General features: G+C 41.7%; 23 protein-coding genes and 1 tRNA gene. 11 read left to right on the forward strand and 13 right to left on the reverse strand.

The genetic code is table 11. From position 1 onward, the window contains the following. Positions 1-15 precede the first annotated feature (15 nt). A tRNA-Tyr gene (locus F0226_RS20780) sits at positions 16-100 on the forward strand. A gap of 158 nt (positions 101-258) precedes the next feature. Here the strand turns inward: F0226_RS20780 and F0226_RS20785 are convergent. Both F0226_RS20785 and F0226_RS20790 read right to left on the reverse strand, forming a co-directional pair. Next, positions 259-519: a DUF5062 family protein gene (locus F0226_RS20785; RefSeq protein ID WP_171737418.1), complete on the reverse strand. Its 261-nt coding sequence runs from the start codon at positions 517-519 to the stop codon at positions 259-261. 191 nt (positions 520-710) lie between these two features. Then, entirely contained in the window at positions 711-1,619 is a 909-nt protein-coding gene (locus tag F0226_RS20790) for a TIM44-like domain-containing protein (protein WP_171737419.1), read from the reverse strand. Positions 1,620-1,814: 195 nt separating this feature from the next. Here F0226_RS20790 and F0226_RS20795 point away from each other — a divergent pair, with 195 nt between their 5' ends. The 3 genes from F0226_RS20795 (at position 1,815) to F0226_RS20805 (ending at position 5,349) form a co-directional block, all read left to right on the forward strand. Continuing rightward, complete coding sequence (locus F0226_RS20795; RefSeq protein WP_171737420.1) at positions 1,815-2,405, forward strand: TetR-like C-terminal domain-containing protein; 591 nt, start codon at positions 1,815-1,817, stop codon at positions 2,403-2,405. 16 nt (positions 2,406-2,421) lie between these two features. Continuing rightward, positions 2,422-4,296, forward strand: coding sequence for an MFS transporter (locus tag F0226_RS20800; RefSeq protein ID WP_171737421.1), 1,875 nt, complete (start codon positions 2,422-2,424; stop codon positions 4,294-4,296). A 132-nt stretch (positions 4,297-4,428) separates the two neighbouring features. Next, positions 4,429-5,349: a putative sulfate exporter family transporter gene (locus tag F0226_RS20805; RefSeq protein ID WP_171737422.1), complete on the forward strand. Its 921-nt coding sequence runs from the start codon at positions 4,429-4,431 to the stop codon at positions 5,347-5,349. 74 nt (positions 5,350-5,423) lie between these two features. Here F0226_RS20805 and F0226_RS20810 read toward each other — a convergent pair whose 3' ends face one another. The 7 genes from F0226_RS20810 to F0226_RS20840 all read right to left on the reverse strand — a co-directional run bounded on the left by F0226_RS20810 (position 5,424) and on the right by F0226_RS20840 (position 13,171). Then, on the reverse strand, positions 5,424-5,591 hold the full coding sequence (locus F0226_RS20810) for a hypothetical protein (protein WP_171737424.1): 168 nt from the start codon (positions 5,589-5,591) through the stop codon (positions 5,424-5,426). Positions 5,592-5,770: 179 nt separating this feature from the next. After that, positions 5,771-7,276 carry an o-succinylbenzoate--CoA ligase gene (menE, locus tag F0226_RS20815; RefSeq protein WP_171737425.1) on the reverse strand — a complete coding sequence of 502 codons (1,506 nt, stop codon included), beginning with the start codon at positions 7,274-7,276 and terminating at the stop codon, positions 5,771-5,773. 1 nt (position 7,277) lies between these two features. Next, on the reverse strand, positions 7,278-8,276 hold the full coding sequence (gene menC, locus F0226_RS20820) for an o-succinylbenzoate synthase (RefSeq protein ID WP_171737426.1): 999 nt from the start codon (positions 8,274-8,276) through the stop codon (positions 7,278-7,280). 97 nt (positions 8,277-8,373) lie between these two features. After that, the gene (menB, locus tag F0226_RS20825) at positions 8,374-9,240 is read right to left on the reverse strand and encodes a 1,4-dihydroxy-2-naphthoyl-CoA synthase (RefSeq protein WP_171737427.1); all 867 of its coding nucleotides are present in this window, start codon (positions 9,238-9,240) and stop codon (positions 8,374-8,376) included. 47 nt (positions 9,241-9,287) lie between these two features. Then, positions 9,288-10,118, reverse strand: coding sequence for a 2-succinyl-6-hydroxy-2,4-cyclohexadiene-1-carboxylate synthase (gene menH / locus F0226_RS20830; RefSeq protein WP_171737428.1), 831 nt, complete (start codon positions 10,116-10,118; stop codon positions 9,288-9,290). A 9-nt stretch (positions 10,119-10,127) separates the two neighbouring features. Further along, complete coding sequence (gene menD / locus F0226_RS20835) at positions 10,128-11,867, reverse strand: 2-succinyl-5-enolpyruvyl-6-hydroxy-3-cyclohexene-1-carboxylic-acid synthase (protein WP_171737429.1); 1,740 nt, start codon at positions 11,865-11,867, stop codon at positions 10,128-10,130. Further along, the gene (locus F0226_RS20840) at positions 11,864-13,171 is read right to left on the reverse strand and encodes an isochorismate synthase MenF (protein ID WP_171737430.1); all 1,308 of its coding nucleotides are present in this window, start codon (positions 13,169-13,171) and stop codon (positions 11,864-11,866) included. The genes menD and F0226_RS20840 overlap by 4 nt, the downstream gene beginning before the upstream one ends. Before the next feature lie 218 nt (positions 13,172-13,389). On the opposite strand from F0226_RS20840, the gene F0226_RS20845 reads away from it, so the two are divergent. From F0226_RS20845 to F0226_RS20855, 3 genes are all read left to right on the forward strand, one after another. After that, a complete protein-coding gene (locus F0226_RS20845) occupies positions 13,390-14,607 on the forward strand; it encodes a pyridoxal phosphate-dependent aminotransferase (RefSeq protein ID WP_171737431.1) in 1,218 nt (405 codons plus the stop codon). Positions 14,608-14,874: 267 nt separating this feature from the next. Next, positions 14,875-15,459, forward strand: a complete 585-nt coding sequence (gene yfbR, locus F0226_RS20850; protein ID WP_171737432.1) for a 5'-deoxynucleotidase — start codon at positions 14,875-14,877, stop codon at positions 15,457-15,459. A gap of 64 nt (positions 15,460-15,523) precedes the next feature. Further along, on the forward strand, positions 15,524-16,849 hold the full coding sequence (locus tag F0226_RS20855) for an anti-phage deoxyguanosine triphosphatase (RefSeq protein ID WP_171737433.1): 1,326 nt from the start codon (positions 15,524-15,526) through the stop codon (positions 16,847-16,849). An 87-nt stretch (positions 16,850-16,936) separates the two neighbouring features. Here F0226_RS20855 and F0226_RS20860 read toward each other — a convergent pair whose 3' ends face one another. Further along, positions 16,937-17,536 (reverse strand): DTW domain-containing protein, encoded by a 600-nt coding sequence (locus tag F0226_RS20860; protein ID WP_171737434.1) that lies wholly within the window; start codon positions 17,534-17,536, stop codon positions 16,937-16,939. A 9-nt stretch (positions 17,537-17,545) separates the two neighbouring features. Here F0226_RS20860 and rrtA point away from each other — a divergent pair, with 9 nt between their 5' ends. After that, positions 17,546-18,106 (forward strand): rhombosortase, encoded by a 561-nt coding sequence (rrtA, locus tag F0226_RS20865; protein WP_345776542.1) that lies wholly within the window; start codon positions 17,546-17,548, stop codon positions 18,104-18,106. A 171-nt stretch (positions 18,107-18,277) separates the two neighbouring features. Here rrtA and F0226_RS20870 read toward each other — a convergent pair whose 3' ends face one another. Then, positions 18,278-18,898 (reverse strand): DsbA family protein, encoded by a 621-nt coding sequence (locus tag F0226_RS20870; RefSeq protein ID WP_171737436.1) that lies wholly within the window; start codon positions 18,896-18,898, stop codon positions 18,278-18,280. A 107-nt stretch (positions 18,899-19,005) separates the two neighbouring features. Then, entirely contained in the window at positions 19,006-19,341 is a 336-nt protein-coding gene (locus F0226_RS20875; RefSeq protein WP_137374646.1) for a Grx4 family monothiol glutaredoxin, read from the reverse strand. A gap of 263 nt (positions 19,342-19,604) precedes the next feature. Between F0226_RS20875 and sodB the strand changes: the two genes are divergently transcribed. From sodB to F0226_RS20890, 3 genes are all read left to right on the forward strand, one after another. Further along, on the forward strand, positions 19,605-20,189 hold the full coding sequence (sodB, locus tag F0226_RS20880; protein ID WP_137374647.1) for a superoxide dismutase [Fe]: 585 nt from the start codon (positions 19,605-19,607) through the stop codon (positions 20,187-20,189). Positions 20,190-20,330: 141 nt separating this feature from the next. Further along, on the forward strand, positions 20,331-20,834 hold the full coding sequence (locus F0226_RS20885; protein ID WP_171737437.1) for a VC2046/SO_2500 family protein: 504 nt from the start codon (positions 20,331-20,333) through the stop codon (positions 20,832-20,834). A 252-nt stretch (positions 20,835-21,086) separates the two neighbouring features. After that, positions 21,087-21,770: an SDR family oxidoreductase gene (locus F0226_RS20890; RefSeq protein WP_171737438.1), complete on the forward strand. Its 684-nt coding sequence runs from the start codon at positions 21,087-21,089 to the stop codon at positions 21,768-21,770. A 156-nt stretch (positions 21,771-21,926) separates the two neighbouring features. Here F0226_RS20890 and adhE read toward each other — a convergent pair whose 3' ends face one another. Further along, positions 21,927-24,635 (reverse strand): bifunctional acetaldehyde-CoA/alcohol dehydrogenase, encoded by a 2,709-nt coding sequence (gene adhE / locus F0226_RS20895; protein ID WP_171737439.1) that lies wholly within the window; start codon positions 24,633-24,635, stop codon positions 21,927-21,929. Positions 24,636-24,742 lie beyond the last annotated feature (107 nt).

A 24,742-nucleotide genomic window follows, 5' to 3' on the forward strand; every position in this document is an offset into this window, starting at 1 on the left:
AGTAAGACACACCCTGGAGGGGTTCCCGAGTGGCCAAAGGGAGCAGACTGTAAATCTGCCGGCACTGCCTTCGATGGTTCGAATCCGTCTCCCTCCACCATATTATCCTTAATTGGAAAATCGAAAAGCCAACTCATTGAGTTGGCTTTTTTCGTTTTGATTAGTAAATTTTATTTCTATTTCATAATTATCAGAGCAGGATTCCAACCCCTGCTCTATTCCAGCTATATCCTATTTAGACTCTACTTTGTGCGGGTTCTACTTAAGAGGATCGTTATCAGGTAGTACCTTATGTATCCAAAGTGCCAATCTCTTCTTAATGTTCACTCCATCTAATTTATCATCAGGAAGCGGAGTGATCTGATTTACCTCAACTAAAAACAAATAGACGGCTTTAGTTTTCAAAGGCTGAGGAGTAGTAGGTAAATCCAACCCTTGCATTTTTGCCATTTTTAAACCGACTTCCAGAGCTTTTTTTACTAGCTTGTCTTCATTATGCAACTTTGTTGTTTTTGACATACCATCACCATTCTCTGTCTCGATTGAAAGCTAAGTATATCAAACTCCTATTGTCACACGATTACATTACTCTCAATACTTAACGAACTATCGAGAGTCAGATCTAAAAACAAAATATACAGACAATAAAAAACGCCTACCGAAAACTCGGCAGGCGTTAAATTCAATGACTAAATTGAACGAACTAGTGATTAACCTTGGATACCAACAATCAACCATGGTGCATTGGGAACCGTTAGATCACGCTCTAGGTGCCAAATATCAGTGATATCTTCTTCTACACCTTCAGCAGAATCGCGGTAACGACCACTAAATTGCAAGCTTAGCTGTGCTTTGCTTGCGTCATGATCTGCTCGAACGATTTCAGCATCAACATACATTACGTCTGTGCTCTGCTCACCTTCTAGCTTATTACGTTCTGCTTTAAGATCTTCAAATAGGCTTGCTGAAACATATTCTTCAATCGTATTCAATTCATTATGATTCCATGCACCTTGCAGTGTACGGTAATGCTCACGAGAACCGTTAATGAACGCCGCTTGGTCAAATCCCGGTGGGTAGTTATGTGGGATATCACTTTGAGCGCCAAAACCAAAACCACCAGCTTGAGCTTGTGACTGAGGTTGAGCTTGTTCAAAATTATGAACATTAGGTTGTTGCGGTTGCTGTGGCTGCTCAAATTTATTTTGATTCATACCACCAAAAGCAGGCTGACGACCTTGTTGGTTCATTGAACCTTGCTTAGCACCAAGCATTTTTCGTAAAAACTTGAATGCAAAGAATGCAATTAGACCCATGATAAGCATATCCATGAACTGGATACCTTCAAATGCGCCCCCAAAGAATGCAGCTAAAAGACCACCAGCAAGAAGTCCCCCCAGAATTCCGCCCATCAAGCCCTTTTTACTTGAACTTTTGTTAGCAGCAGTTTTTCCAGCTTGGTTTTGCTGAATTGAATCTGTATTTTGTTTTTTTGGTGCCGGAGCCGTTTTGAAACTTTTGCCAAATGACTTACCACCACCAAACTTTTTCGCTTCTGCGATTGGTGTCACCGCGACAGTTACAAACATGATCGCGATTAGTGAGAAAAATCGTTTCATTATTATCCTTTATAGGTTTCTTTTCTTTTCGACTCCTTAATCATACTCGTTAACAATGAACAATGAAATGTTCACATCACTCATACATGTATCAGAATATTGCGACCCTTATTGTTTTCTTGAGAATTGAAACAGTTGACGCTGTTTCTACGCAGGACTAAAATATCGAACAATGTTCATTTATTAGAAATCACCATGGCACGCAGAAACGATCATACTCGCGAACAACTTATTCAACTTACCTTAGATACTGTTAAAGGTTTTTTAGATGAGAATTCGTATCATGAACTAAGCCTAAGAAAAGTGGCTAATATGATCGGATATGTTCCTAGTACACTGGTTAATGTGTTTGGTAATTACAACATTCTACTCCTTCATGCCGTAGCTCAAACACTTGATGAGTTGGCTTTTGAAGCGGCTCAAGTTGTTGAACAATCGATAGATCCTGAAGACGCATTATTTAAGCTCGCTTATTGCTATCATGATTTTGCTCAAAAACATCCAAATCGCTGGCAACTGATTTTTGAGCATAATATGAACGGAGAAACCTTACCTGAATGGCAGGCTAAGCGAATTGGTGACATGACGGGTATGTTAGAACAACTTCTTCGCGTGTTAGCGCCTGAGCGCAGTGAAGGTGAAGTTTTGAAAGCAAGCCGAGTTCTATGGTCTGGTGTTCATGGGATAACACTCTTAAGCGTTGATGATAAATTTTTCGCGGCAGAACCTATTGATGGAAAAGAGTTAATTCATAACTTAATCTCTAGTTACTTAATTAGCTGGTAAACGCGAAGGAAAGACAATGAATAACAACAGCCCCACTTCGCTGTTAATGCAAAAAAAGTTTCTCCCCTACTTTATCACTCAATTTTTAGGCGCTTTTAACGATAATATATTTAAGAATGTCTTACTGCTTTTCGTTGCTTTCGCGAATGTAGAATCCCTACCAATATCCAGCCATCTATTTATCAACTTAGCCGCTGGATTGTTCATTCTGCCATTTTTCCTATTCTCTGCTTTAGCTGGAGTATTAGCGGATAAGTACGAAAAAGCATGGTTTATCCGCAAAGTTAAATTGCTTGAAATTGCGATCATGTCGCTTGGCGCTATTGGGTTCATTTACGAAAGTTACGGGATTTTACTGGGTTTATTGTTTCTTATGGGAACACAGAGTGCTTTTTTCGGCCCAGTGAAATATGCATTGCTGCCTCAACAACTTAAGCCTGAAGAATTAGTTCCAGGAAACGCCTTAGTTGAAACCGGCACATTCCTCGCAATTTTAATGGGTACGATAGGCGCGGGGCTCTTAACCTCTGCCGAATATTCTAAATACTTTGCTGCTGCCTGCGTGGTTACCTTTTCAATATTAGGCTACATTTCTAGCCGATTTATCCCTGAATCACCAGCAAGCGCCCCTGACCTAAAAGTACAGTGGCGACCGTTAAAGCTAACTCGGAATACTCTTGCCATTGCTAAGCGTGATAAAGCCACCTTCCAAGCTTTAATGGCAATTAGTTGGTTTTGGTTCTTGGGTGCGACTTACCTAACTCAATTTCCAAACTTCACCAAAATATACCTCAACGGTACAGAAAGCTCTGTTGCCTTTTTATTGGCTCTATTTTCTGTAGGCATTGCTGCTGGTTCTTTGGCATGTGATAAGTTATCAAACCACCGCATAGAGATTGGCATAGTTCCTCTTGGAAGCTTAGGTATTTCAATTTTTGGCTTCCTGTTAGCGACCTCTATTCCAGAGTCCTTGCCTATTTTTACTTCTTTCTCTGAGTTCATTAGTTACGATAAACTTTGGCCCCTATTCGCCTACCTACTTTTACTGGGTATGTCTGGGGGGATTTTTATTGTTCCGCTTTACTCTTTAATGCAGCACAGAGCCAAAGTAAACGAACGAGCTCAAGTTATTGCCGCTCTTAATATCTATAACTCTTTGTTCATGGTTGGCAGCGCTATTCTAGGCATAATTTGCTTAAGCTTATTAGAGCTAACTATCCCCCAACTTTTCTTATTACTGGCAATCATTAACTCTTTGATTGTTTGCTACGTTTTTTATCAAGTACCCATTTTCGCGGTTCGCTTCTTGATGTGGGTTGTCACTCACACAATGTACAGAGTAGAGCATAAAAATCTACAGAACTTGCCTGAAAAAGGCGGAGCCTTGATCGTCTGTAACCATGTGAGCTACATGGACGCTCTTTTAGTCAGCGCGGTTTGTCCTCGTTTGATTCGATTTGTTATGGAAGAAGAATACGCCAACTTACCTCCATTAAGACGTTTTTTAAAACGGGCTGGAGTCATACCTATTTCAGCCACTAATCGAAAATCAATTCGGAATGCGTTTAATGAAGTTGAGCAATCATTAGCTGATGGTCACATTGTCTGTATTTTCCCTGAAGGACGCCTAACGCCAGATGGTGAAGTAGGTGAATTCATGCGAGGAATGGAAATAATTATCCGCCGATCACCTGTACCAGTTATTCCAATGGCACTTAAAGGTCTTTGGGGAAGCTACTTTAGCCGCTATAAAGGTGCAGCGTGCAAAGGGTTACCAAGCCGCTTTTGGACAAAACTAGAAATAGAAGTAGGCACTTCTATCCCTGCTGAAAACGCATCCAGCCAAGGATTACGAGAAGCTGTCATTGAGCTTCGTGGTGATAGAAGGTAGTAACAATCTCTGATTTGAGTAAGCGTTAAGTTTTTCTTAACGTTTGTTCAAATCATTTAGACTTACTTACCGAAAGATTAAGCGTATAGTGCCCCCTTAGAAAAACTTACCCAGCCAGCTAACCTGAATACCATGAACCTAAAAAAAACAGCCCCTTTTTATATTGCCGCTCTCTTTTGTTTAACACCTTGGGTTAGTTCTCCCACTGCACTTGTTATCGGTTTTTTATTGGCAAGTTTAGGTTTGGTTCCTGCGCACCTACAAGTTGGAAAGCTCACCAAAAAGTTACTCGCCTATTCAATTGTTGGTCTAGGTTTTGGAATTCAATTTGAGCAAGCTTTAGCGGTTACTGGTGATGGTATTGGGCTTATTGTCGTAAGTATTATGGGTACATTATCTGTAGGCTGGATACTGGCTAAAAAGATGGGCCTAGAAAAAACCACAGGCTATCTGATTTCATCAGGAACAGCGATTTGTGGTGGCAGCGCGATTGCGGCAGTCGCGCCGGCAATTAAAGCAGACGATGAACAGATCGGACTCGCTCTCGCTACAGTTTTTGTATTGAATTCGATTGCGCTATTTCTTTTTCCCGTTATTGGTCACGCTTTGGAGTTAAGTCAACATACATTCGGTACTTGGGCAGCAATTGCGATTCATGACACATCTTCAGTTGTAGGAGCAGCTTCAGCCTACGGTGAGGAAGCACTGACTACTGCCACAACCTTGAAATTGGCACGGGCTCTTTGGATCATCCCAATCGCTTTTATTAGTGCTCTTATCTTCAGAAATGATCAAAAGAAAATCACCATCCCATATTTCATTCTGTTTTATTGCGCCGCGATTTTAATCAGTGACGTGATGCCACAATTTGAAGTTATCTACCAAGGAATTTTTGATGTATCTAAGCGGGCGCTTGTGGTGTGTTTGTTCTTAATTGGCTGTGGAATTTCGATTGAAAAGTTAAAAGCAGCAGGTCCAAAACCACTTATGTTTGGTGTTAGTTTGTGGGTGATGATATCCACAGGTTCACTTGCTTGGTTAACACTGACTTAATTTGAGATTAACGCGGCTTAATGCTCAGCGGAAAACACTCCATCTAAGGTAACAAGCTTAAAGTAGATATAAAATTATTTAACGAAGGCAGAGCAATTATGTTGCTTTGCCTTTTTTATGCTCATAACAAGCGCAATGGTTAGAACAAAGGCTGTTAACTCAGCGAGTGATCGAATCAAGCCTTCAGAGACAATTGCTAAAGCAATTTGCAGTAACACTGCGGATACCAGAACCATTTTCATATAAATACCGTTATTCAATATTTCCTTGATTTACGGTTTTATTATGATTGAAAGTTATAAATATCTTAAATTCTGTTTCGGACTATTTTATCGCTAAATCAACTAACTCATTACAATTATCAAGCGTAGTGGAGATTCGCTTGCTTTCTGCAAGCAGTCATTTCATTCACTTTTACTTATCACACTTTTGCACGTTCGGCTTTTAGCCATTGTGCCAACTGAGCTCTCGAAACTTTAATACCTTGCTGGTCTTGTTTTGGCATTTGATAGTATTCAACTGGGTGTTTAAAACGCTCAATAACATCAACTAGTTGTTCCGTGTACCATCTAGCACTTTCAAGCTGGTTACAATCAATAATCGCTACAGGTCTAAAGCCAAACTCCTCATTTTCAACTGGGATAATAAAGCTCTGCTTTACACCAAGCACTTGGTTAAGTGCCCTTTCAATTTCTTCGCAATGAATGTTCTCTCCACCTGAAATAAATTGATTATCCGCTCTTCCAATCACTTTAAGTTGGTTTTTTTCCCAAGCACCTAGATCTTTACTGTCAAACCATCCATCTTTATCGACCAAAGGGGTCACTTCACCTTGGTAGTAATAACCGCTAGCTAGAGTCTTGCCGCCAATATAAATCCTTTGATCTACTAGCTTGATAGCTCGGTTATCTAGAACAGATCCAGCTGTATTTAATGATTCATCTTGCTTCGAATCCTTGCCCGAAATAGAACGAGCAGTGACTGTAGATGCTGCTTCCGTCATCCCATAACCCAGCCAAGTTTCAATGCCTCGGTCACAAGCTTCTTTAGCTAATGATTCAGGGATATGGCTTCCACCTAATAGCACATGAGAAAGTTGTAATGGACATTGAACATTAAGTAAACGCTGCAACTGGGTAGCAACTAAAGAAGCATGTGTGCAATCTTTGATATCCTTTTCTAAATTGCCACTCCCCACTTTTAAACAGCCACCAGCACTTAACCAGCGAAACACAATGGCTAAGCCAGACACGTGATACATGGGCAAACTCAATAACCAAGTATCTGATTGTTTGTAAGAAAAGCTATTTAATAAGCCATCAGCGGAAGCTAAATGTTGCTCTGAGGTATGTACAACCGCTTTAGGGTTGCCAGTAGAACCCGACGTAAACACAATCGTCGCTAACTTAGTGATCGTTGCTACTTCAGTATTTTCATTTGCTTCTAGAGAGCTGAGGTCAGTGCGTGCTTGTGGCTCAATGGATGAAATAGATTTGCTTACTTGAACTAGGGAAACTTCCTCTAGCTTCGGAAGTGATATCAGATTGATATGTGAATTTAAGAGTGTGGGTTCAGTAAAGTTATTCCATACATAGGCAGGTTGCTTTTTCGTATACAGAGTATCTAGCTTTTTCTGAAGTTTAACTTCCGGTTGCGGCATAACAAACGCCGCAATAACACCCATTTTCAAACAGGCTAATAGCGTGACAACTTGCTCACTTGAGTTCTTTCCTACAATAGTAAGAACATCCCCTTTGCTTAATCCTTGCTGGTATAAACAGAGCACATATTCATTCACTAAGTGTTGAACATCTTCCCAGCTATATCGCTGATTAGGTGTATCTAAAGCGCAACGTTGCGGTTCACTATGAGACCACTGCTCCCATAGTGAAGAAACAAGAATGGATGAATGAACATCAGGCACCATACTACGAGCGCCACACGATCTCTTGAGACTCAAGAATCGTCACAGGAAGTGGGCTTCCTGGCCATGAAACTTCCAATTGAGCTTTAAACAAGCCAATGGTATCTAAACCAGGGACTTCGTTTGGTAAGTGCTGCTGTGCTAAGCGTGCAAGTTGGCACAAGCCAAGGCTAGATTCGAGGCTAGAGCTGATCACCGCTTTCATGCCTAATTGTTCTGCTCTTTTGATGAGCGAAACGCAGCGATCAACAGAGCCAATCAAAGTTGGCTTAATAACAATGGCTTTTGCGCCAGTTAAAGAGTCCAGTTCAAAATCGGCTTGTTTTACTAATTCTTGCAACGTCTCATCCCAAGCAATAGCAACGCCATTATCGATAGCAAACGCCAAGCTCGCCTCTGGCTGCATACAAGGCTCTTCAATAAAGCTGATACGTTGACGCAAAGATGGAGATATATATTTAATAAATTGCTTGGCTTTTTCAGGCTTCCAAGCGCGATTAGCATCAAGGCGCAAAGTAAGGTCAGGAATTGATTCAAGAAAAAGGCTGACGAGCATTCCGTCGCGAATGGCTTCATACAGACCGACTTTGACTTTAGCGACTTTCTCTCCCTTCATTTCATTTAAAATGGGAATCAACTCATCAGGATCACCTGAACAAAGCGGAGCGGCTTGGTAGTTACCTTCTGCTGGTAATTGCTTATTTAGCTCTAATTCAGCCATAGACAGCCCAAAAGCCACGGAAGGGTGTAATTCATCTAAATTAGATAAGCTAGCTCCCGATACCCAACGTTCTAGAAATTCTTGAGTTTGAATCCCCGCTTCTTCGACACTTTCAAGGCTAAACCCAGGTAAAGGCGATACTTCTCCATAACCAACCCGATCCCCTTCAGACAGTTTAATTATGTAGCCTGTTCGTTCTATGAGTTTATTGTCTCGAAGGATAACACCGCTATCCATAGGCAAACGAAAACGGTACAGAGTAGCTTGACGATCTGAGTTCATAGGAGTTCCTAAAGAGAAATGAAGAAGTTAAGAGCGACCACATTGGTCACTCTTAAGAAAAGCCATCTAAGTGTAGACACTTTGGAGTAAATGAGAGTTATGGGTTACGAGGGAATTTATCGAAGTCAGGGCGACGTTTTTCGTTGAAGGCATTGCGCCCTTCTTGCCCTTCTTCTGTCATATAGAACATCATCGTTGCGTTACCAGCCAATTCTTGTAAACCAGCTTGACCATCACAATCAGCATTTAAAGCCGCTTTTAAGCAACGTAATGCCATTGGGCTGTGTTGTAATACTTCACGGCTCCAACGTACGGCTTCTTTTTCTAAGTCTTCAACAGGAACAACAGTATTCACTAAACCCATATCAACGGCTTCTTGAGCATCGTAGAAGCGGCACAAGAACCAGATCTCACGAGCTTTCTTCTGACCCACGATACGAGCCATGTATGAAGCGCCCCAACCGCCATCAAATGAACCCACTTTAGGACCTGTTTGACCAAACTGTGCGTTTTCAGCGGCAATCGTTAAATCACACATCATATGAAGTACATGACCACCGCCAACTGCCCAGCCAGAAACAGCGGCAATAACAGGTTTTGGACAAGTACGAATTTGGCGTTGGAAATCAAGAACATTTAGATGATGCGTACCAGTGTCATCTTGGTAACCACCGTAGTCACCACGGATACTTTGATCACCACCAGAACAGAATGCCTTCTCACCTAAACCCGTTAGGATTATTACACCGACTTTCTCATCGTATCGTGCATCTGCAAGAGCATTAATCATCTCTTTAACAGTTTGTGGGCGGAATGCATTGTGAACCTGTGGGCGAGCAATCGTAATCTTCGCAATACCATCATCTGATTTATGATATTGAATATCTTCATACTCATCGCTCGCATCGTTCCAATTAACGGCTGCGTAAAGTTCTTCTTCGGTTATGCCTACTGTTTTTGCCATGGTGATTCCCATTGTTCTTTGAAAGACCACAGAAAACCATGGTCTGATTAATTAGTCTTGTTGTAGTGATTAACAGGCGTTGAGCCGCCTCCACAATGCTGCTTGATTAAGTCTGAAAATAGCTCAGGCTGTTCAAAGTGAACGTTATGCCCAGCATGATCCACTTCGCTATAATCAAAACCACTACCCGCAGCTAGTTCAATGAATTTACGATCTTTTTTGCCACAAATGTAATGCAACTTAGGAGTGCACGCTTTCAATGTAGCACGTAAATCAGGTTGCTTAGCAAGTGAAGTAGATAACAACATATTTGCTACGGATACTCCAAGGTTACCACTTCGCTTTATCACTAAAGTTTGTCTTTGCTCATGATTTAGTGAAGAAAAAACACTTTGCTGGTACCAATCGTCTAGAACATGCTCAATTGATTGCTGTGCAAATCTAACCGCCCACTGTGTATCGTGCACTAACCTTTGCGCTCTATCTTCATCGGTATCCAAACCGAAGTTGCCACCTTCAATAATCACTATTTGAATATTTAGATGCTTAAAGACAGATTGGGTCATCCCATACATGGCAAGTCGTCCACCTAAAGAATAACCAATCAAAACGATTGGGTATTGAGGTGGTAGCCCTTGTTGCTCTATCTGAAATTCGATACTTGTCGCTATCATCTGGCAGCAATCATCAAAGCCTGTGGAATCAACGAAACGGCTTTGTCCGTGACCAGGAAGGTCAATACACATTTGTGGGAAATCAGAAAGGAATGGGTGACATGCACTCCAATCATCCCCACTCCCTAAAAGACCATGTAAAAATACAAGCAACGGTTTTTTAGATTCTTCATCTAAAGCGGGGTGATAAGTAGAGTAAAGCATGTCGACTCCTTAGATTAATGCCTCTTTAAGCATTAAATTGAACTGTTTTAACAAGTTAGAAGCTTGCTCTGCAGGTGTTTTAATTTCAACAATCAGCGCACCATGACCATTAGCAAAATGATCTTCAACCTTGGTTTGATAGCTCGAAAGCGTTTCTGGGCAGGTATATTGCAGCTGAAATTGGTGAGCTGCATGTTGGAAATCATACCCATGAGGCATTTGATAAAGCGCCTGCTTTTGTTGCTCAGGAACGGGTAACAAATCAAAAATAGCACCACCATCGTTATTATTGACCACGATTACAATTGGTGTTTTCACGTGCGTTAACAAAGCTAAAGAATTCAGGTCGTAAAGTAACGATGTGTCACCAATTAACATCAAAATCGGCTTACTGGTTGCTTCAAGAACACCCGCAGCCGTCGCTACTAAACCATCAATTCCAGATGCCCCACGATTAGTAAAAACTTGTATTTTGTCTAAGCGAGTAAGCATATCGACAAGTCGAACAATTAAGCTATTACCAATAAAAAGGTTTCTACCATTAACTCTAGCAGACAAATCAGCAGCGACTGACAGCTCCGTTAATTGGTCATTATTGGTCAACTGAGCAAGTGAAAGTTCACTTATCGAGTGTGACAGCTGCGTTAATTCGTCCCCCCAACTGGCTGAAGGTTTTAATAAGCTAGGTGTATTCTGAGCACTCAGCCACTGCGAGATATCAGAGACAATATGGGTTTGAGGAAGATGATCTTGATTAATACGATGTGCATCGGGAGAGATGACAACATACTGCTCTGAATTAAACTCTGTAGCTTGTTGTTTAATCCACTGGTTCAAACGCTTTGAAACGATTCTCTCACCCAACTGTAAGATAAACTGGCAGTCACCCAGAAGTTGCTGTGCATGGGCGTTTTGCATCCAAAGATCATAATGTGCCCAATCGCTGTTCACACCAGACTGAGGATCACAGAAAACCGGCCAACCCAGTGATTTCGCAAACTCCAACGCCTTCACTGCTTCCGAAAGGTCGAGTGAGCCAATCACGACGACGCCTTTTTGATAAGCGTAATCGCTGGCTTGGACATTAGCTTGAACTGTTGCGTTTGGATCTGTGGTTTTGGAATAAACCGTGTTCGTGTAAGTTGTTAAACTCTGCTTCCAGTTGTGCACCGACTGCAAATACTCTTGATACAAAGCTTTTTCATTATTTGAGTATAAAGGCTCTGGAAATGGACAATTGATATGAATAGCACCACCCACTGACGCTTGCTTATTCAAAAGTTGGTCTGCCGAGGTCAGTAGCCAATTAAGGGGAATCTGCAAAGATGGGCTGGGTAAATTCAATGCTGATTCAACGTGAGATGAAAAGATCCCTTGCTGTTGAATCGCCTGATTCGCCCCACAATTAATTAATTCCGTCGGTCTATCAGAAGTCAGCAAAATTAACTTTTCACGAGTAAGTCCCGCTTCAGCAACCGCCGGTAAAAGATTCGCAACTGCGGTACCAGATGTAACAATGACTACGACAGGTTTTTTACTCGCTTTAGCCAGACCTAGCGCAAAAAAGCCTAACCCACGCTCATCAAAATGCGTGTGCAAGGTTAAGTTAGAATTAGCTTCTGCCTCCAACGTTAATGGAGTCGAACGAGAACCTGGAGCCACACAAACATCTTGCACCCCACTACGCACCAGTTCTTCTAAAAGCGTGTCACACCATATTCGATTAACTACAGCTTGATCATAAATCATGAAGCGACCCCTAGAGGTGGGTGATCGGAAATCAAACTCAGCAGCGTGGAGACTTTCTTATTCAGCTCTTGCCATTCATGTTCAGCGACAGAGCCCGGAACAATTCCCGCGCCAGCAAATAATTGAACTTGATCATTAACCACTAGAGCACTTCGGATAGCGACACAAAACTCCGCTCTTTGGTGGCTAATAAAACCGACAGACCCAGCGTACCAACCACGTGCAAAGGGCTCATTTTCTTGAATAAAATCCATCGCCTCTTTACGAGGTAAGCCAGCAACTGCCGCTGTCGGCTGTAAGGAAGCTAATAGTTGCACCCCATTCACACCACTTTTTAATTGAGCATGAATGTTTCTTTTCAGGTGTTGAACTTTACGTAGCCGAACCAATCTTGCTTCTTGCTCCACATCAACAGAGTGAGAATGCTGCGTTAAACGTTCAATGATGTCATCAACGACATACTGGTTTTCATTAAGGTTCTTTGTATCTTGCGATAACCAGTTCGCTAGCTCCATATCTTGTGTGGCATTGTCACCACGTCCAATCGTTCCTGCAAGTGCTTCTGTATGTAATTCAGTCCCATGTCGGCTATATAGGCGCTCTGGTGTCGACCCAATAAAGCTGTGTTTCGAATCCAGCACCAACATAAAATGAAAACTGTGGTGGTTCTGCAAATAGCTCGCTTTCAGTAATTGAGCAGCACAAATCGGCTTATCTAAAGTCAGCGTTGTTTTACGCGCTAGTACTACCTTCTTATAATCATCAGCATCAATACCATTTAGCACCGTATCCACTAACTCACTCCATTGAGGTTTCTCAGGGATGTGCTCTATACGATCAATATGTGAAGAAAGAGGCGGAAGTGATGCTGCATCAAGTTGCAATTTTTTAAGGCTATTGACCGCCTGAGTTCGATCATCCGTCAAATTGACAGCAAGAGACCACTCATTATCAAAACGTGTCAGTTCTATTTGTGGGAGAAAGAAGAATGAGCCCATGCAGCGACGGTTTTTATCAGTATGACCATCAAATGATCGCCCACCCCATATACGCTGATCTTCCCCAAGAATGGCGTAAGCGGGCGCAGGATCAGAAAAAGTATGGATCTGACCAAGCGCGACGACTTCTTCGCGTGTATCTCGAGATTGCCAATAAAACTTAGGAAATAAAGGTTGAGCGTGAAGCCACTCTATAAATGCGAACGAAGGTTTATGCGTTAAAACTTCAACGCACCTTACCTCGTTAGGCTGGGAATTTTGTACTCGTTCAATTAAAGAAGCGACTGTTTGCTGGAAATGTGACAAATCGACCTCATTCACATCTAATTTATTATTATATTAGTTGGATACTTTATGGGTAGCCCCTACTCAGATCAAGAATGTATAAAATCTTTTCGACATTCCTGTGATTTAAAACGAACAAAGCTTATCCGTAAAAACCACATTCTGTAGATTTTTATTCTATCAAACTTCATTTTAAGGTACTTTAATAAAGTATTTAAATTATTTTCAGGAAATCGGCAATGCAAAATATCGGGATGTCGTCAAAACTCAACAGTGTATGCTATGAAATAAGGGGACCTGTACTTAAACATGCTAAGCGCATGGAAGAAGAGGGACATAAAATCCTAAAGCTAAACATAGGAAACCCCGCCCCATTTGGTTTTGACGCCCCTGATGAAATCCTTGTTGATGTAATTCGTAACCTTCCGACTTCTCAAGGTTACTGTGATTCAAAGGGTATTTACTCAGCACGTAAAGCGGTTGTGCAGCACTACCAGAAAAAAGGCTTACGCAACCTTGACGTAGAAGATGTATATATCGGAAACGGTGCTTCAGAACTTATCGTCATGTCTATGCAAGCTTTGCTCGATAGCGGTGATGAAATTCTTATTCCAGCGCCTGATTACCCACTTTGGACAGCATCTGTCGCGCTTTCTGGCGGAACACCAGTCCATTACTTGTGTGATGAAGAGGCAGATTGGTACCCTGACCTTGATGACATGCGCTCGAAGATCACGCCAAAAACCCGTGGCATCGTTCTAATCAACCCAAACAACCCAACAGGGGCGGTTTATAGCCGTGATTTCCTGTTAAAAGTCGTTGATATCGCACGTGAAAATGATCTGATCATTTTTGCCGATGAGATCTACGATAAAGTCTTATATGACGGAGCTGTACATACATCGATATCTACACTCGCTGAAGATGTACTTATGGTGACTTTCAATGGTTTATCAAAAGCTTACCGTGTATGCGGCTTCCGTGGTGGTTGGATGTTCTTAACAGGACCTAAGCACCTAGCAAAAGGGTATGTCGAAGGCTTGGATATGCTTGCTTCGATGAGGCTATGTGCCAATGTGCCAATGCAACATGCTATACAAACTGCTTTAGGTGGTTATCAGAGTATTAATGAACTACTACTGCCTGGTGGTCGCCTGCTAGAGCAACGTGACCGTGCATGGGAACTTATTAATAAAATCCCAGGTGTATCATGTGTCAAACCTAAAGGGGCAATGTACTTATTCCCTAAAATTGATACTGAAATGTACAACATCAAAGATGATCAAAAAATGGTGCTCGACTTCCTTAAACAAGAGAAAGTATTGCTTGTACAAGGAACCGGCTTCAACTGGCCAAAACCCGATCACTTCCGAATTGTGACTTTGCCGCATATCGAAGATCTTGAAACGGCCATTGGACGCTTAGAGCGTTTCTTGGCAACTTATCGCCAAGACTAGCTATAGGCTTTGAACTTTGAACTTTGAACTTTGAAGTATAAGCCATAAGCCATAAGCCATAAGCCATAAGCCATAAGCCATAAGCCATAAGCCATAAGCCATAAGCCATAAGCCATAAGCCAGTATTAAAAATTATAATTACTTGTTTTAACAAGGCTTTAAATTGTAATCATTGGCTTCTATGCTTAAAAGGTTCCTATCAAATAGGAACCTTTTTTGTATCTACTACTCAGCATCAAAAGTGCATTGCATTTTAAAAGGATCATTATGACTCAAAGCCATTTTTTTGCTCACCTTGCTCGAATGAAGCTTATTCAGCGCTGGCCTCTAATGCGCTCCGTTTCTACAGAAAACATTTCAGAACACAGCCTGCAAGTCGCATTTGTTGCCCACGCCCTCGCGGTTATTAAGAATAAAAAATTCGGCGGTCAACTCAACCCGGAACACATTGCATTGCTTGGTATGTATCACGACACAAGTGAAGTTCTGACTGGTGATTTACCTACCCCAGTCAAATACTACAACCCCGATATTGCGCAAGAATATAAAAAAATTGAAGCAGCCGCCGAACAGCGATTACTTTCTATGGTGCCTGAAGAGTTTCAAGATGATTTCGCACCATTTCTAATATCAGGCTCCGCCAATAGTGAAGAACAATCCATAGTCAAACAGGCGGACACTATCTGCGCTTACCTTAAGTGTTTGGAAGAGCTCAGTGCTGGTAACCATGAATTCGAGCAAGCCAAGCGTCGCCTCGAAGAAACACTAGAACAGCGAAAAAGCCCAGAATTAACCTATTTTTTAACGACTTTTGCCCCTAGTTTTGAATTATCGCTAGACGAGATCAGCTAGCTGAGTATAAGTTGGAGATATCAGAGGCAATTGCCTCAATAAAATCAAATTGATAGGTGATGATTTGGACTTTTCAATCAGCCCAGAGTGGCAACATCGCAATGACGATGAGCATAAAATAAGAAGAGATGACCACCGCAGCCCATACCAAAGGGATCGTGCCCGCGTTCTTCATTCGGCTGCTTTTCGTCGCTTACAAGCCAAAACCCAAGTCCACGGTACCGCAGTGAATGATTTTCACCGAACTCGCCTCACTCATTCACTTGAAGCTGCGCAGTTAGGCACAGGTATTGTGGCTCAGCTTAAAAAGAAGCAGCCTGAATTCAGAGATCTACTTCCTTCTGATAGCCTGATTGATTCAATATGTTTAGCCCATGACATTGGTCACCCACCTTATGGTCATGGTGGTGAAGTCGCTTTAAATTATATGATGCGAGACCATGGCGGCTTTGAAGGTAACGCTCAAACGTTTCGTATTGTGACTCGGCTAGAGCCTTATACTGAGCACCATGGGATGAATTTATCGCGTCGTACCCTACTTGGGCTTATCAAATATCCAGCCCTGCTCAGTAACGTTCAAGCTAAACTCAAGCCACAAGCAGTTAAGCACCAAAGGCAGCTTAGAGCTAAAGATTGGATGCCCGCTAAAGGCATTTATGACCAAGATAAAAGCTTGTTTGATTGGGTCGTTGCGCCATTATCAGACAATGATAAAGTTCTGCTCAGCCAAATGCGTGATCTTGAAGTTGAAGACTCGCAGCACAAGAAAACAAAGTACAAATCATTAGATTGCTCAATCATGGAGTTATCAGATGATATTGCATACGGTGTTCATGATTTAGAAGATGCGATTGTTCTAGGTCTGGTCACGAAGTCACAGTGGCTAGAATCTGTCCATAATAGCCTCATGGAAGCAAACGACCCTTGGGTCAACGAGCATTTAGAATCAATCACTAAAATGCTGTTTTCTGGTGAACATTACCGCAGAAAAGATGCTATCGGTGGAATCGTCAATGCACTCTTAACCAGTATTTCAATCAGCCGTGTACCTGAAAAATTTGAAAGTGATCTACTTGCTTATAATGCGTATTTAGAGCCAAGTATGGATCTAGTGCTTAGTACGCTAAAACGCTTTGTTAGCCAATTCGTTATTCAGATTCCACAAGCTCAGATCATTGAATACAAAGGCCAGCAAATCATCATGGACATGTTTGAAGCGTTCAGCGCTGATCCTGAACGTCTGCTGCCATTAACAATAAAAGAGCAATGGTTGAAACAAACCGATGAGTCAGGTCAAATGCGAACCATAGCAGACTATATCTCTTCAATGACAGATGACCTTGCTCAGAAAATGCATCAGCAACTATTTTCTGCTCACACTGGTTTTTAGCCAATACTGCTCTTTAGTTCTAACCGAAAGCTAAGAAGCTAAACAGCTAAACAGCTAAACAGCTAAACGAGTATGCTGTAATAATGGCTAAGAAAGATAATTCTTTTCAAATACGCCAGGAGGCATTTGATCAATTTGAAATTGAATCATTTTATCGAAAGCCACCAGCAGCGAATTAAAGTCATTCTGCGGTTCAAGTTGGTTCAGTAAGTGATAACCGGCTTCAACCGTCGATAAACTATTTTCACTCGGCGCTTTTCTTATTCGATAGTTACCTTTTAAATCTTTAAGTAAATGAACAGTCTTCAAACCTTGTAAGTTCTTAGATACTTGCCAAATTTTGAAGGCTTTCTTCCAAGTGCCATCTAATAAGATAATTCGAGTTCTCTTGTTGGCTGAAACCGCTTCTTTGACTTCAATTGAAGAGTCACTTGGATAAAGGATCACATGTTCAACGTCTTGCTCTGCCAGTAATTTATTTAACGCAACGTGATCACTAAAATCTTCGCCCACAAATGTCACGCTATTACTTAGCGATAAAGATAAGATCCTCGCAGTGCCCATTGGGCGATGCTCTTCTGAAGGATGCTGAAGAATGATAAGCTCAACATTAGAACGGATTGGTGTGATCCACTCACAAATACAAGCTTTAGTAGCCTTGCTGCATTTTGGGCAATAACGATACATGGAATTGATGTGTACCTTGTTTTAATTTTTACGACACTCTTATGTGTAATCTTCCAAATAGACGCCGTTCAACAATGGGTAATTTGGGACAAAAGTGCGATCTTTAATGGTGAGTTATGGCGGATCCTAACAGGAAACTTTTCACATACCAACATCTCGCATTTACTAATGAATTTGGCTGCACTTAGCGGAATTTGCTTTTTGTTCTCTCCGAATAGAAATCAGCTTATCACGGCATTACTTCTGATCAGTTTGGCTACAGGTATCGCGTTATTGATTACTGATATTGAACTTTATGTTGGATTATCAGGGACCTTGCATGGGCTCTTTGCTTTATTTGCTTTAAAGGAAGCGATTGAAGGACGAAAATCTAGCTGGGTACTTGTTGCCGGGGTAATCGTAAAAGTAGGATGGGAACAGCTATATGGAGCGTCAGCCACCACCAGCAGTATGATTGGCGCACGAGTTGCCATTGAGGCTCATCTAGCCGGAACATTAGCAGGCATAGCTCTTGCCCTGCTTTTGGCTTATAGAAAACTCCAAAGCCTAAAAACGAGAAATGATGAGTGAGTTACGCTATTAGCTAGATGCTTAGTGCTTAGATACTTAGATACTTAGATACTTAGATACTTAGATACTTAGATACTTAGATACTTAGATACTTAGATGCGAGAGTATTTGAGAAGAGTGGAGAGTGTCGACTCGAAATGTTTGAGATTACCACTTCAAGTCGACAACATATTATAAACTTGCTTGTAAGATGTTTCTAATAGAGCGCAGCGTAGGCTCTGTTGATTGGTAATCCAATTCAACCTCAGTAAAAATTTCATTAACTTCAAGCATTAGGGTTGGATACGAATGAACGCCAATAGCATGCTTAAAGCTTAATTGGTCATCCAACTCCCCTTCTAACAATTTACTAGATAAATCAGTCGTAAATTGCTGAACATTCAAACCAAGTTCTTCCGCTAGCTGCTTATGAGTTTCTTCAGAATGAGGTAGCATTGCTCGCAAGTAATAAGCATGTTGAATCGCCTCTAACATCGCTTCGTAATGATCTTGAAAACCCGCAGCAATCACAGCTCTACATGCAGGGTATGTGCTGCGAACTGGCTGACATTCAGTCCAAAATTCATGGTTAAACTCGGTGCCTAACTTCGCTTCAATTTGCTTCCAAATAGCTTGTAGCTTTTGCTTCATGTCATCCGACATCGGCTCATCAGAATCAGGCGCTAACCCACCAACCACATAGTTGAATTCAATACTCGCTGGAAGCTGTTGTTTTAGTAGTTCTAATGTTGGCTTATATCCCCAACACCAACTGCACATAGGGTCGTGCACGTAATGAAGTTTAACAATCATGATCTATACCTGTTGATACTTAACTATTGGAGTATTTTACCAAAGCAATAAAAAAGGAGCCAATCAAAGGCTCCTTTACAATTAACGTGTTACTCAGTTTAACGTTTTTAAGCTTCGTCGCCAGCAACTTTTGCAGCAGCTTCTTTAACGATAGGCTGAAGTTCGCCTTTTTGGAACATCTCTAGAATGATGTCACAACCGCCGATAAGCTCGCCATCTACCCATAGTTGTGGGAATGTCGGCCATTGTGCGTAAGCTGGAAGCTCTGCACGAATATCAGGGTTTTGTAGAATATCTACGTAAGCAAATTTCTCGCCACACGCCATAAGTGCTTGAGATGCTTGAGAAGAAAAACCACAGCTAGGCAGTTTAGGAGAACCTTTCATGTAAAGTAGAATGGTATTTTCTTCAATTTGCTGTTTGATTTTATCGATAGTTTCCATTGCTTCCTCGTTAATGGATTGACTGCATTCATTGATCTCATTCTACCCCAATGAATGAGAATAAAAAGCACATAAAAGGTATGGTTATTTGTGCAATTCAAATTTTTGCGCAAAATTGATTAATTTCATGCAAAAGTCATTGAATAAGCTTTTAATAAAGTAAAAACTTGCTAAAATAAATCTCAAGTCAGCTTTGACTAAAAAATAATAATCATTGGAAGCAATCGAAAGTTAGCACTTTCACCTAAACGGAGAATCGAGCAATGTCATTTGAATTACCAGCTCTTCCTTATGCTAAAGACGCACTAGAACCACATATCTCAGCAGAAACTCTAGATTTCCACCACGGTAAACACCACAACACTTACGTTGTTAAGCTAAATGGTCTTATCCCTGGTACTGAGTTTGAAGGCAAAACTCTAGAAGAAATCATCAAGACTTCTACTGGCGGCGTTTTCAACAATGCAGCTCAAATCTGGAACCACACGTTCTACTGGCACTGTCTTGCTCCTAAAGCAGGCGGCGAACCAACTGGCGCAGTTGCTGAAGCAATCAATTCTGCATTTGGTTCTTTCGAAGAATTCAAAGCAAAATTCACAGATTCTGCAATCAACAACTTCGGTTCTTCATGGACTTGGTTAGTTAAGAAAGCTGACGGCACTCTAGACATCGTTAACACGTCTAACGCTGCAACTCCTCTAACAGAAGAAGGTGTTACTCCACTTCTAACTGTTGACCTATGGGAACACGCTTACTACATCGATTTCCGCAATGTTCGCCCTGACTACATGGCTGCATTCTGGAACCTAGTAAACTGGTCTTTCGTAGAAGAGAACCTAGCTAAGTAATCCAATTCGTCTGGATTAAACGCTGAATTTTTAAGCTCATGCCTAGTGCATGAGCTTTTTTATATCTGCTTACTTTTCAGTAAAATAACCCTAAAGTTCACCTTCTCGTTGCCGTTATAGATGTATCGAACGAGAGGCACCATGCAAATACACACTTTAGATAAAGCCGGAATAATCAACGAACTTAAGTTCGGGACTGGGATCAGCCATGCGGTTGAACAAGGTCGCCGTGCTGATTTTGTGTTGCTGCTTTCTATGTTTTCTAATGATGTACGAGATCACACTCCCGTTGAAGCCATTGATGAATTAGATACCAGTGAAAATCGTCTACGACAGCAATTTGGCGTTCCTGAACCACAACAACTTCGTTCAGATCAATCGTCTTACGATATTTCTGCTAAGCAATCTGCTGGTTTTCACCAAGCAAGCATCGCGAGCGCAAAGCTCAGCCACTACTTAAAACCAGAAGCTCTAGCTTACATGCCAGAAGATACTCATGATTTCCCTGAAGAAGTGTACCAAAACTTGTCAGGTCACGATCGCCGTAAATTAGCAGATAATCAAACCCCTGACTTACCTAATGCAACTTTATATAATCAGCTATCAACAGCTCATCGTATGCATCAGATCCAAGTGCAGGCATAGTTTTTCTTCTAAAGCTTTAATCCTCATGAGTTAGATAATTAAACTATTTAATTATCTAACGGGCAAATATACAACAACTCCCCTTGCGTACATTAAATATGAAACTTTGCTCATTTATTCGCCAATAGTGTGAGTAGTAGCCAAATTCATAAAAACTTCTTTTTTCATCTAGTTTAGTTTGAACTAATTCACACCACCCTTCCGAAAATTAACCCATTCTTATTCGACGTTTAACATTGCTTAGGTTGTGGGATGGAAATTAAAAGCTCAATAATACTGGTGACATCTGCAGGGTCATTGCTAGGAAGTACAATTGCCAATCATTTTGTGAACTTAGGGGCAACCGTTGTGTTATGCGACAACGACCCAGACAATTTACAAGCAACGTACATGCAATGCTCAAAGTTGTCCGACTCTGTATACAGCTACCCTATTCCTACCTATAACAATGAAACTATTCAGGCGTTATTTGATTTCATCCAAGAGCAATTTGATACCACACCAGATGTGCTTGTAAATAATTGGACAAGCTCACCTATGCCCAGTTTAATCAGTGAACATCACGACCATTCCTTCATGGAAGATTTATCAACAATGGCTTCCACGCTCTTTTCTTTTGGGCAGATCAGTGCTGCTAGACTACGAAAAGCCAATAAAGAAGGTGTCATCGTAAATGTGATATCCCATGATGATTTTCATGATTTTTCAGGTCTAGAGAATGCCAATTCCATGGTCGCAGGGTTTACCCACAGCTGGGCGAAAGAGCTTACCCCTTTCAACATTCGTGTGGGAGGAGTGATTCCCGCCATTCATAACTCAGACGCTAAACTTGACGAGTATCATTGGGCTCAAATACAAGACGAGTTAACCAGAACTACTGAATACATAGTCTCTAATGATTACTTTAGTGGACGGGTGGTCGCTGCCGAGGTGTAAGAGCATTAATACTGGATAATAAGCAGAGACTTTGAAATTCACGTTAAACCGTTTTGTAAAAATAAAAAAAGCCCCAACCTTTCGGTTGGGGCTTTGAATTTCCCGATGGATAAGTATCGTGCTAGCGAAAACCTATCTCAAACTAATGCTTACTTATTATGCGTTAGCTTTTTCTTTTTTAGCTTTTGGTGCTGCTTTTTCTTCAGCTGGTTTTTGGTCAGCTTTCTTCAAAATAACAGTCGTACCTTCGAAAGTTTCACCTTCAACGTATGCTTTACCGAAGTAAGACGTTGTTAGAACTTCTTTTAGCTCAGTGATTAGAGGGTAACGTGGGTTAGCACCTGTACACTGGTCATCGAATGCTTCAACAGCTAGTTCATCTAGTTTCGCGATGAAGTCAGACTCGTTAACACCCGCAGCTTGAATAGATAGTGGGATGTCTAGGTCAACTTTAAGCTCTTCTAACCAAGTTAGTAGACGTTCAATCTTCTGAGCAGTACGGTCACCAGCTTGGCTTAGACCTAGGTGGTCAGCAACTTCAGCGTAACGACGACGTGCTTGTGGGCGGTCGTACTGAGAGAATGCAGTTTGCTTAGTTGGGTTATCGTTCGCGTTGTAACGTACAACGTTTGAGATAAGTAGTGCGTTAGCAAGACCATGTGGTAGGTGGAACTCAGCACCAATTTTGTGAGCCATTGAGTGACACACACCTAGGAATGCGTTCGCAAAGGCAATACCAGCAATCGTTGCAGCGTTGTGTACTTTCTCACGAGCGATTGGGTCAGCTGAACCATTTTTGTAGCTTGATGGTAGGTATTCTTTAAGCATCTTAAGAGCTTGTAGAGCTTGACCATCTGAGTATTCGTTCGCAAGAACAGATACGTAAGCTTCAAGAGCGTGAGTTACTGCATCGTAACCACCGAACGCTGTTAGAGACTTAGGCATGTTCATTACAAGGTTAGCATCAACAACAGCCATGTTTGGCGTGATTTCGTAATCCGCTAGTGGGTACTTAGCACCTGTCTTGTCGTCAGTAACAACAGCGAATGGCGTAACCTCTGAACCCGTACCTGAAGTTGTAGTGATACATACAAGCTCAGCTTTTTTACCCATTTTAGGGAACTTGTAAATACGTTTACGGATATCCATAAAGCGCATTGCTAGTTCTTCGAAGTGAGTTTCTGGGTGCTCGTACATAACCCACATGATCTTAGCAGCATCCATTGGAGAACCGCCACCTAGAGCAAGGATTACGTCAGGTTGGAAGCTCTTCATTGCTTCAGCGCCTTTCTCAACAACAGACAGTGTTGGATCCGCTTCTACATCGAAGAATACTTGAACTTCAATACCTTGAGATTTCAAGATTTGCACTACGTCATCTGCGTAACCGTTGTTGAATAGGAAACGGTCAGTTACTAGGAATGCGCGTTTCTTACCTTCTAGGTCGCTCATTGCGATTGGAAGGCTACCACGACGGAAGTAGATAGACTTAGGTAGTTTGTGCCACAACATGTTTTCAGCTCGCTTCGCTACAGTTTTCTTGTTGATAAGGTGCTTAGGACCTACGTTCTCAGAGATAGAGTTACCACCCCATGAACCACAACCTAGAGTTAGAGAAGGTGCAACGTTGAAGTTGTACAGGTCACCGATACCACCGTGAGTAGTAGGGATGTTGATTAGGATACGAGCCGTCTTCATCTTGTCACCGAAGTAACGGATGCGGTCTGCATTAGTATCTTGGTTAGTGTAAAGACCAGATGTGTGACCGATACCACCGATTTCAACCATTGTTACTGCTTGAGCAACAGCATCTTCGAAATCGTCTGCGCGGAATAGACCTAGAGTTGGAGATAGTTTCTCGTGAGCAAATTCGTCATCGTAAGAAACTTTACCAAGACCTTCACCTACAAGTACTTTTGTATCAGCAGGAACTTTAACACCAGCCATTTCAGCGATTGCTGGAGCAGGTTGACCTACGATTTTAGCGTTTAGGTTGCCGTCGATAAGCAGTACTTTACGTACTTTATCAGCGTCAGCTTTAGATAAAACGTGAGCTTTGTGAGAAGCGAAACGCTCTTTAACTTCGTCATATACTTCGCCAACAACGATTGCAGCTTGCTCAGAAGCACATACAACACCGTTATCGAATGTTTTAGACATAAGGATAGATGCTACAGCACGTTTGATGTCAGCTGTTTCATCGATAACTACAGGAACGTTACCAGCACCAACACCGATAGCAGGTTTACCTGAAGAGTATGCAGCTTTAACCATGCCTGGACCACCAGTAGCAAGGATAAGTGCAATACCGTCGTGCTTCATAAGCGCGTTAGAAAGCTCTACAGATGGTTGGTCGATCCAACCGATGATGTCTTTTGGTGCGCCCGCTTTAACAGCTGCGTCTAGAACTAGTTTCGCTGCGTCGTTAGTTGAGTTCTTTGCACGTGGGTGTGGCGAAAAGATGATGCCGTTACGTGTCTTAAGAGAGATTAGAGATTTGAAGATTGCTGTAGAAGTTGGGTTCGTTGTTGGAACGATACCACAGATGATACCTACAGGCTCAGCGATAGTCATTGTGCCTAGGCTGTCATCTTCATCTAAGATGCCACATGTTTTTTCGTCTTTGTATTTGTTGTAGATAAACTCAGAAGCAAAGTGATTTTTGATTACTTTATCTTCAACAATACCCATTCCAGATTCAGCAACCGCTTGTTGAGCTAGCGGAATACGTGCGTGGTTAGCCGCAAGAGATGCTGCGCGGAAGATTGCATCTACTTGCTCTTGAGAGAAAGTTGCGAACTCTTCTTGTGCTGCTTTAACGCGTGCTACGAGAGCATCTAGTTCAGCTAAGTTAGTTACAGGCATGGTGGATCTCCTAAAATAATAAATATTAAAAACTTTTTATTAAAACCGCTGTGTTGTACTCAACAGCTCTCTTAGTAAATTGCTTTCAGGGCTGAGTATATTATTTC

Origin of the sequence: Vibrio sp. 99-70-13A1 (assembly GCF_013114625.1) — a bacterium.
Classification (GTDB): domain Bacteria; phylum Pseudomonadota; class Gammaproteobacteria; order Enterobacterales; family Vibrionaceae; genus Vibrio.

Excerpts from the sequence above, each read along its gene's own strand:
- F0226_RS20785 (WP_171737418.1), bottom strand. The coding sequence starts at position 519 with ATGTCAAAAACAACAAAGTTGCATAATGAAGACAAGCTAGTAAAAAAA.
- F0226_RS20790 (WP_171737419.1), bottom strand. The coding sequence starts at position 1,619 with ATGAAACGATTTTTCTCACTAATCGCGATCATGTTTGTAACTGTCGCG.
- F0226_RS20795 (WP_171737420.1), top strand. The coding sequence starts at position 1,815 with ATGGCACGCAGAAACGATCATACTCGCGAACAACTTATTCAACTTACC.
- F0226_RS20800 (WP_171737421.1), top strand. The coding sequence starts at position 2,422 with ATGAATAACAACAGCCCCACTTCGCTGTTAATGCAAAAAAAGTTTCTC.
- F0226_RS20805 (WP_171737422.1), top strand. The coding sequence starts at position 4,429 with ATGAACCTAAAAAAAACAGCCCCTTTTTATATTGCCGCTCTCTTTTGT.
- F0226_RS20810 (WP_171737424.1), bottom strand. The coding sequence starts at position 5,591 with ATGAAAATGGTTCTGGTATCCGCAGTGTTACTGCAAATTGCTTTAGCA.
- menE (WP_171737425.1), bottom strand. The coding sequence starts at position 7,276 with ATGGTGCCTGATGTTCATTCATCCATTCTTGTTTCTTCACTATGGGAG.
- menC (WP_171737426.1), bottom strand. The coding sequence starts at position 8,276 with ATGAACTCAGATCGTCAAGCTACTCTGTACCGTTTTCGTTTGCCTATG.
- menB (WP_171737427.1), bottom strand. The coding sequence starts at position 9,240 with ATGGCAAAAACAGTAGGCATAACCGAAGAAGAACTTTACGCAGCCGTT.
- menH (WP_171737428.1), bottom strand. The coding sequence starts at position 10,118 with ATGCTTTACTCTACTTATCACCCCGCTTTAGATGAAGAATCTAAAAAA.
- menD (WP_171737429.1), bottom strand. The coding sequence starts at position 11,867 with ATGATTTATGATCAAGCTGTAGTTAATCGAATATGGTGTGACACGCTT.
- F0226_RS20845 (WP_171737431.1), top strand. The coding sequence starts at position 13,390 with ATGCAAAATATCGGGATGTCGTCAAAACTCAACAGTGTATGCTATGAA.
- yfbR (WP_171737432.1), top strand. The coding sequence starts at position 14,875 with ATGACTCAAAGCCATTTTTTTGCTCACCTTGCTCGAATGAAGCTTATT.
- F0226_RS20860 (WP_171737434.1), bottom strand. The coding sequence starts at position 17,536 with ATGTATCGTTATTGCCCAAAATGCAGCAAGGCTACTAAAGCTTGTATT.
- F0226_RS20870 (WP_171737436.1), bottom strand. The coding sequence starts at position 18,898 with ATGATTGTTAAACTTCATTACGTGCACGACCCTATGTGCAGTTGGTGT.
- F0226_RS20875 (WP_137374646.1), bottom strand. The coding sequence starts at position 19,341 with ATGGAAACTATCGATAAAATCAAACAGCAAATTGAAGAAAATACCATT.
- sodB (WP_137374647.1), top strand. The coding sequence starts at position 19,605 with ATGTCATTTGAATTACCAGCTCTTCCTTATGCTAAAGACGCACTAGAA.
- F0226_RS20885 (WP_171737437.1), top strand. The coding sequence starts at position 20,331 with ATGCAAATACACACTTTAGATAAAGCCGGAATAATCAACGAACTTAAG.
- F0226_RS20890 (WP_171737438.1), top strand. The coding sequence starts at position 21,087 with ATGGAAATTAAAAGCTCAATAATACTGGTGACATCTGCAGGGTCATTG.
- adhE (WP_171737439.1), bottom strand. The coding sequence starts at position 24,635 with ATGCCTGTAACTAACTTAGCTGAACTAGATGCTCTCGTAGCACGCGTT.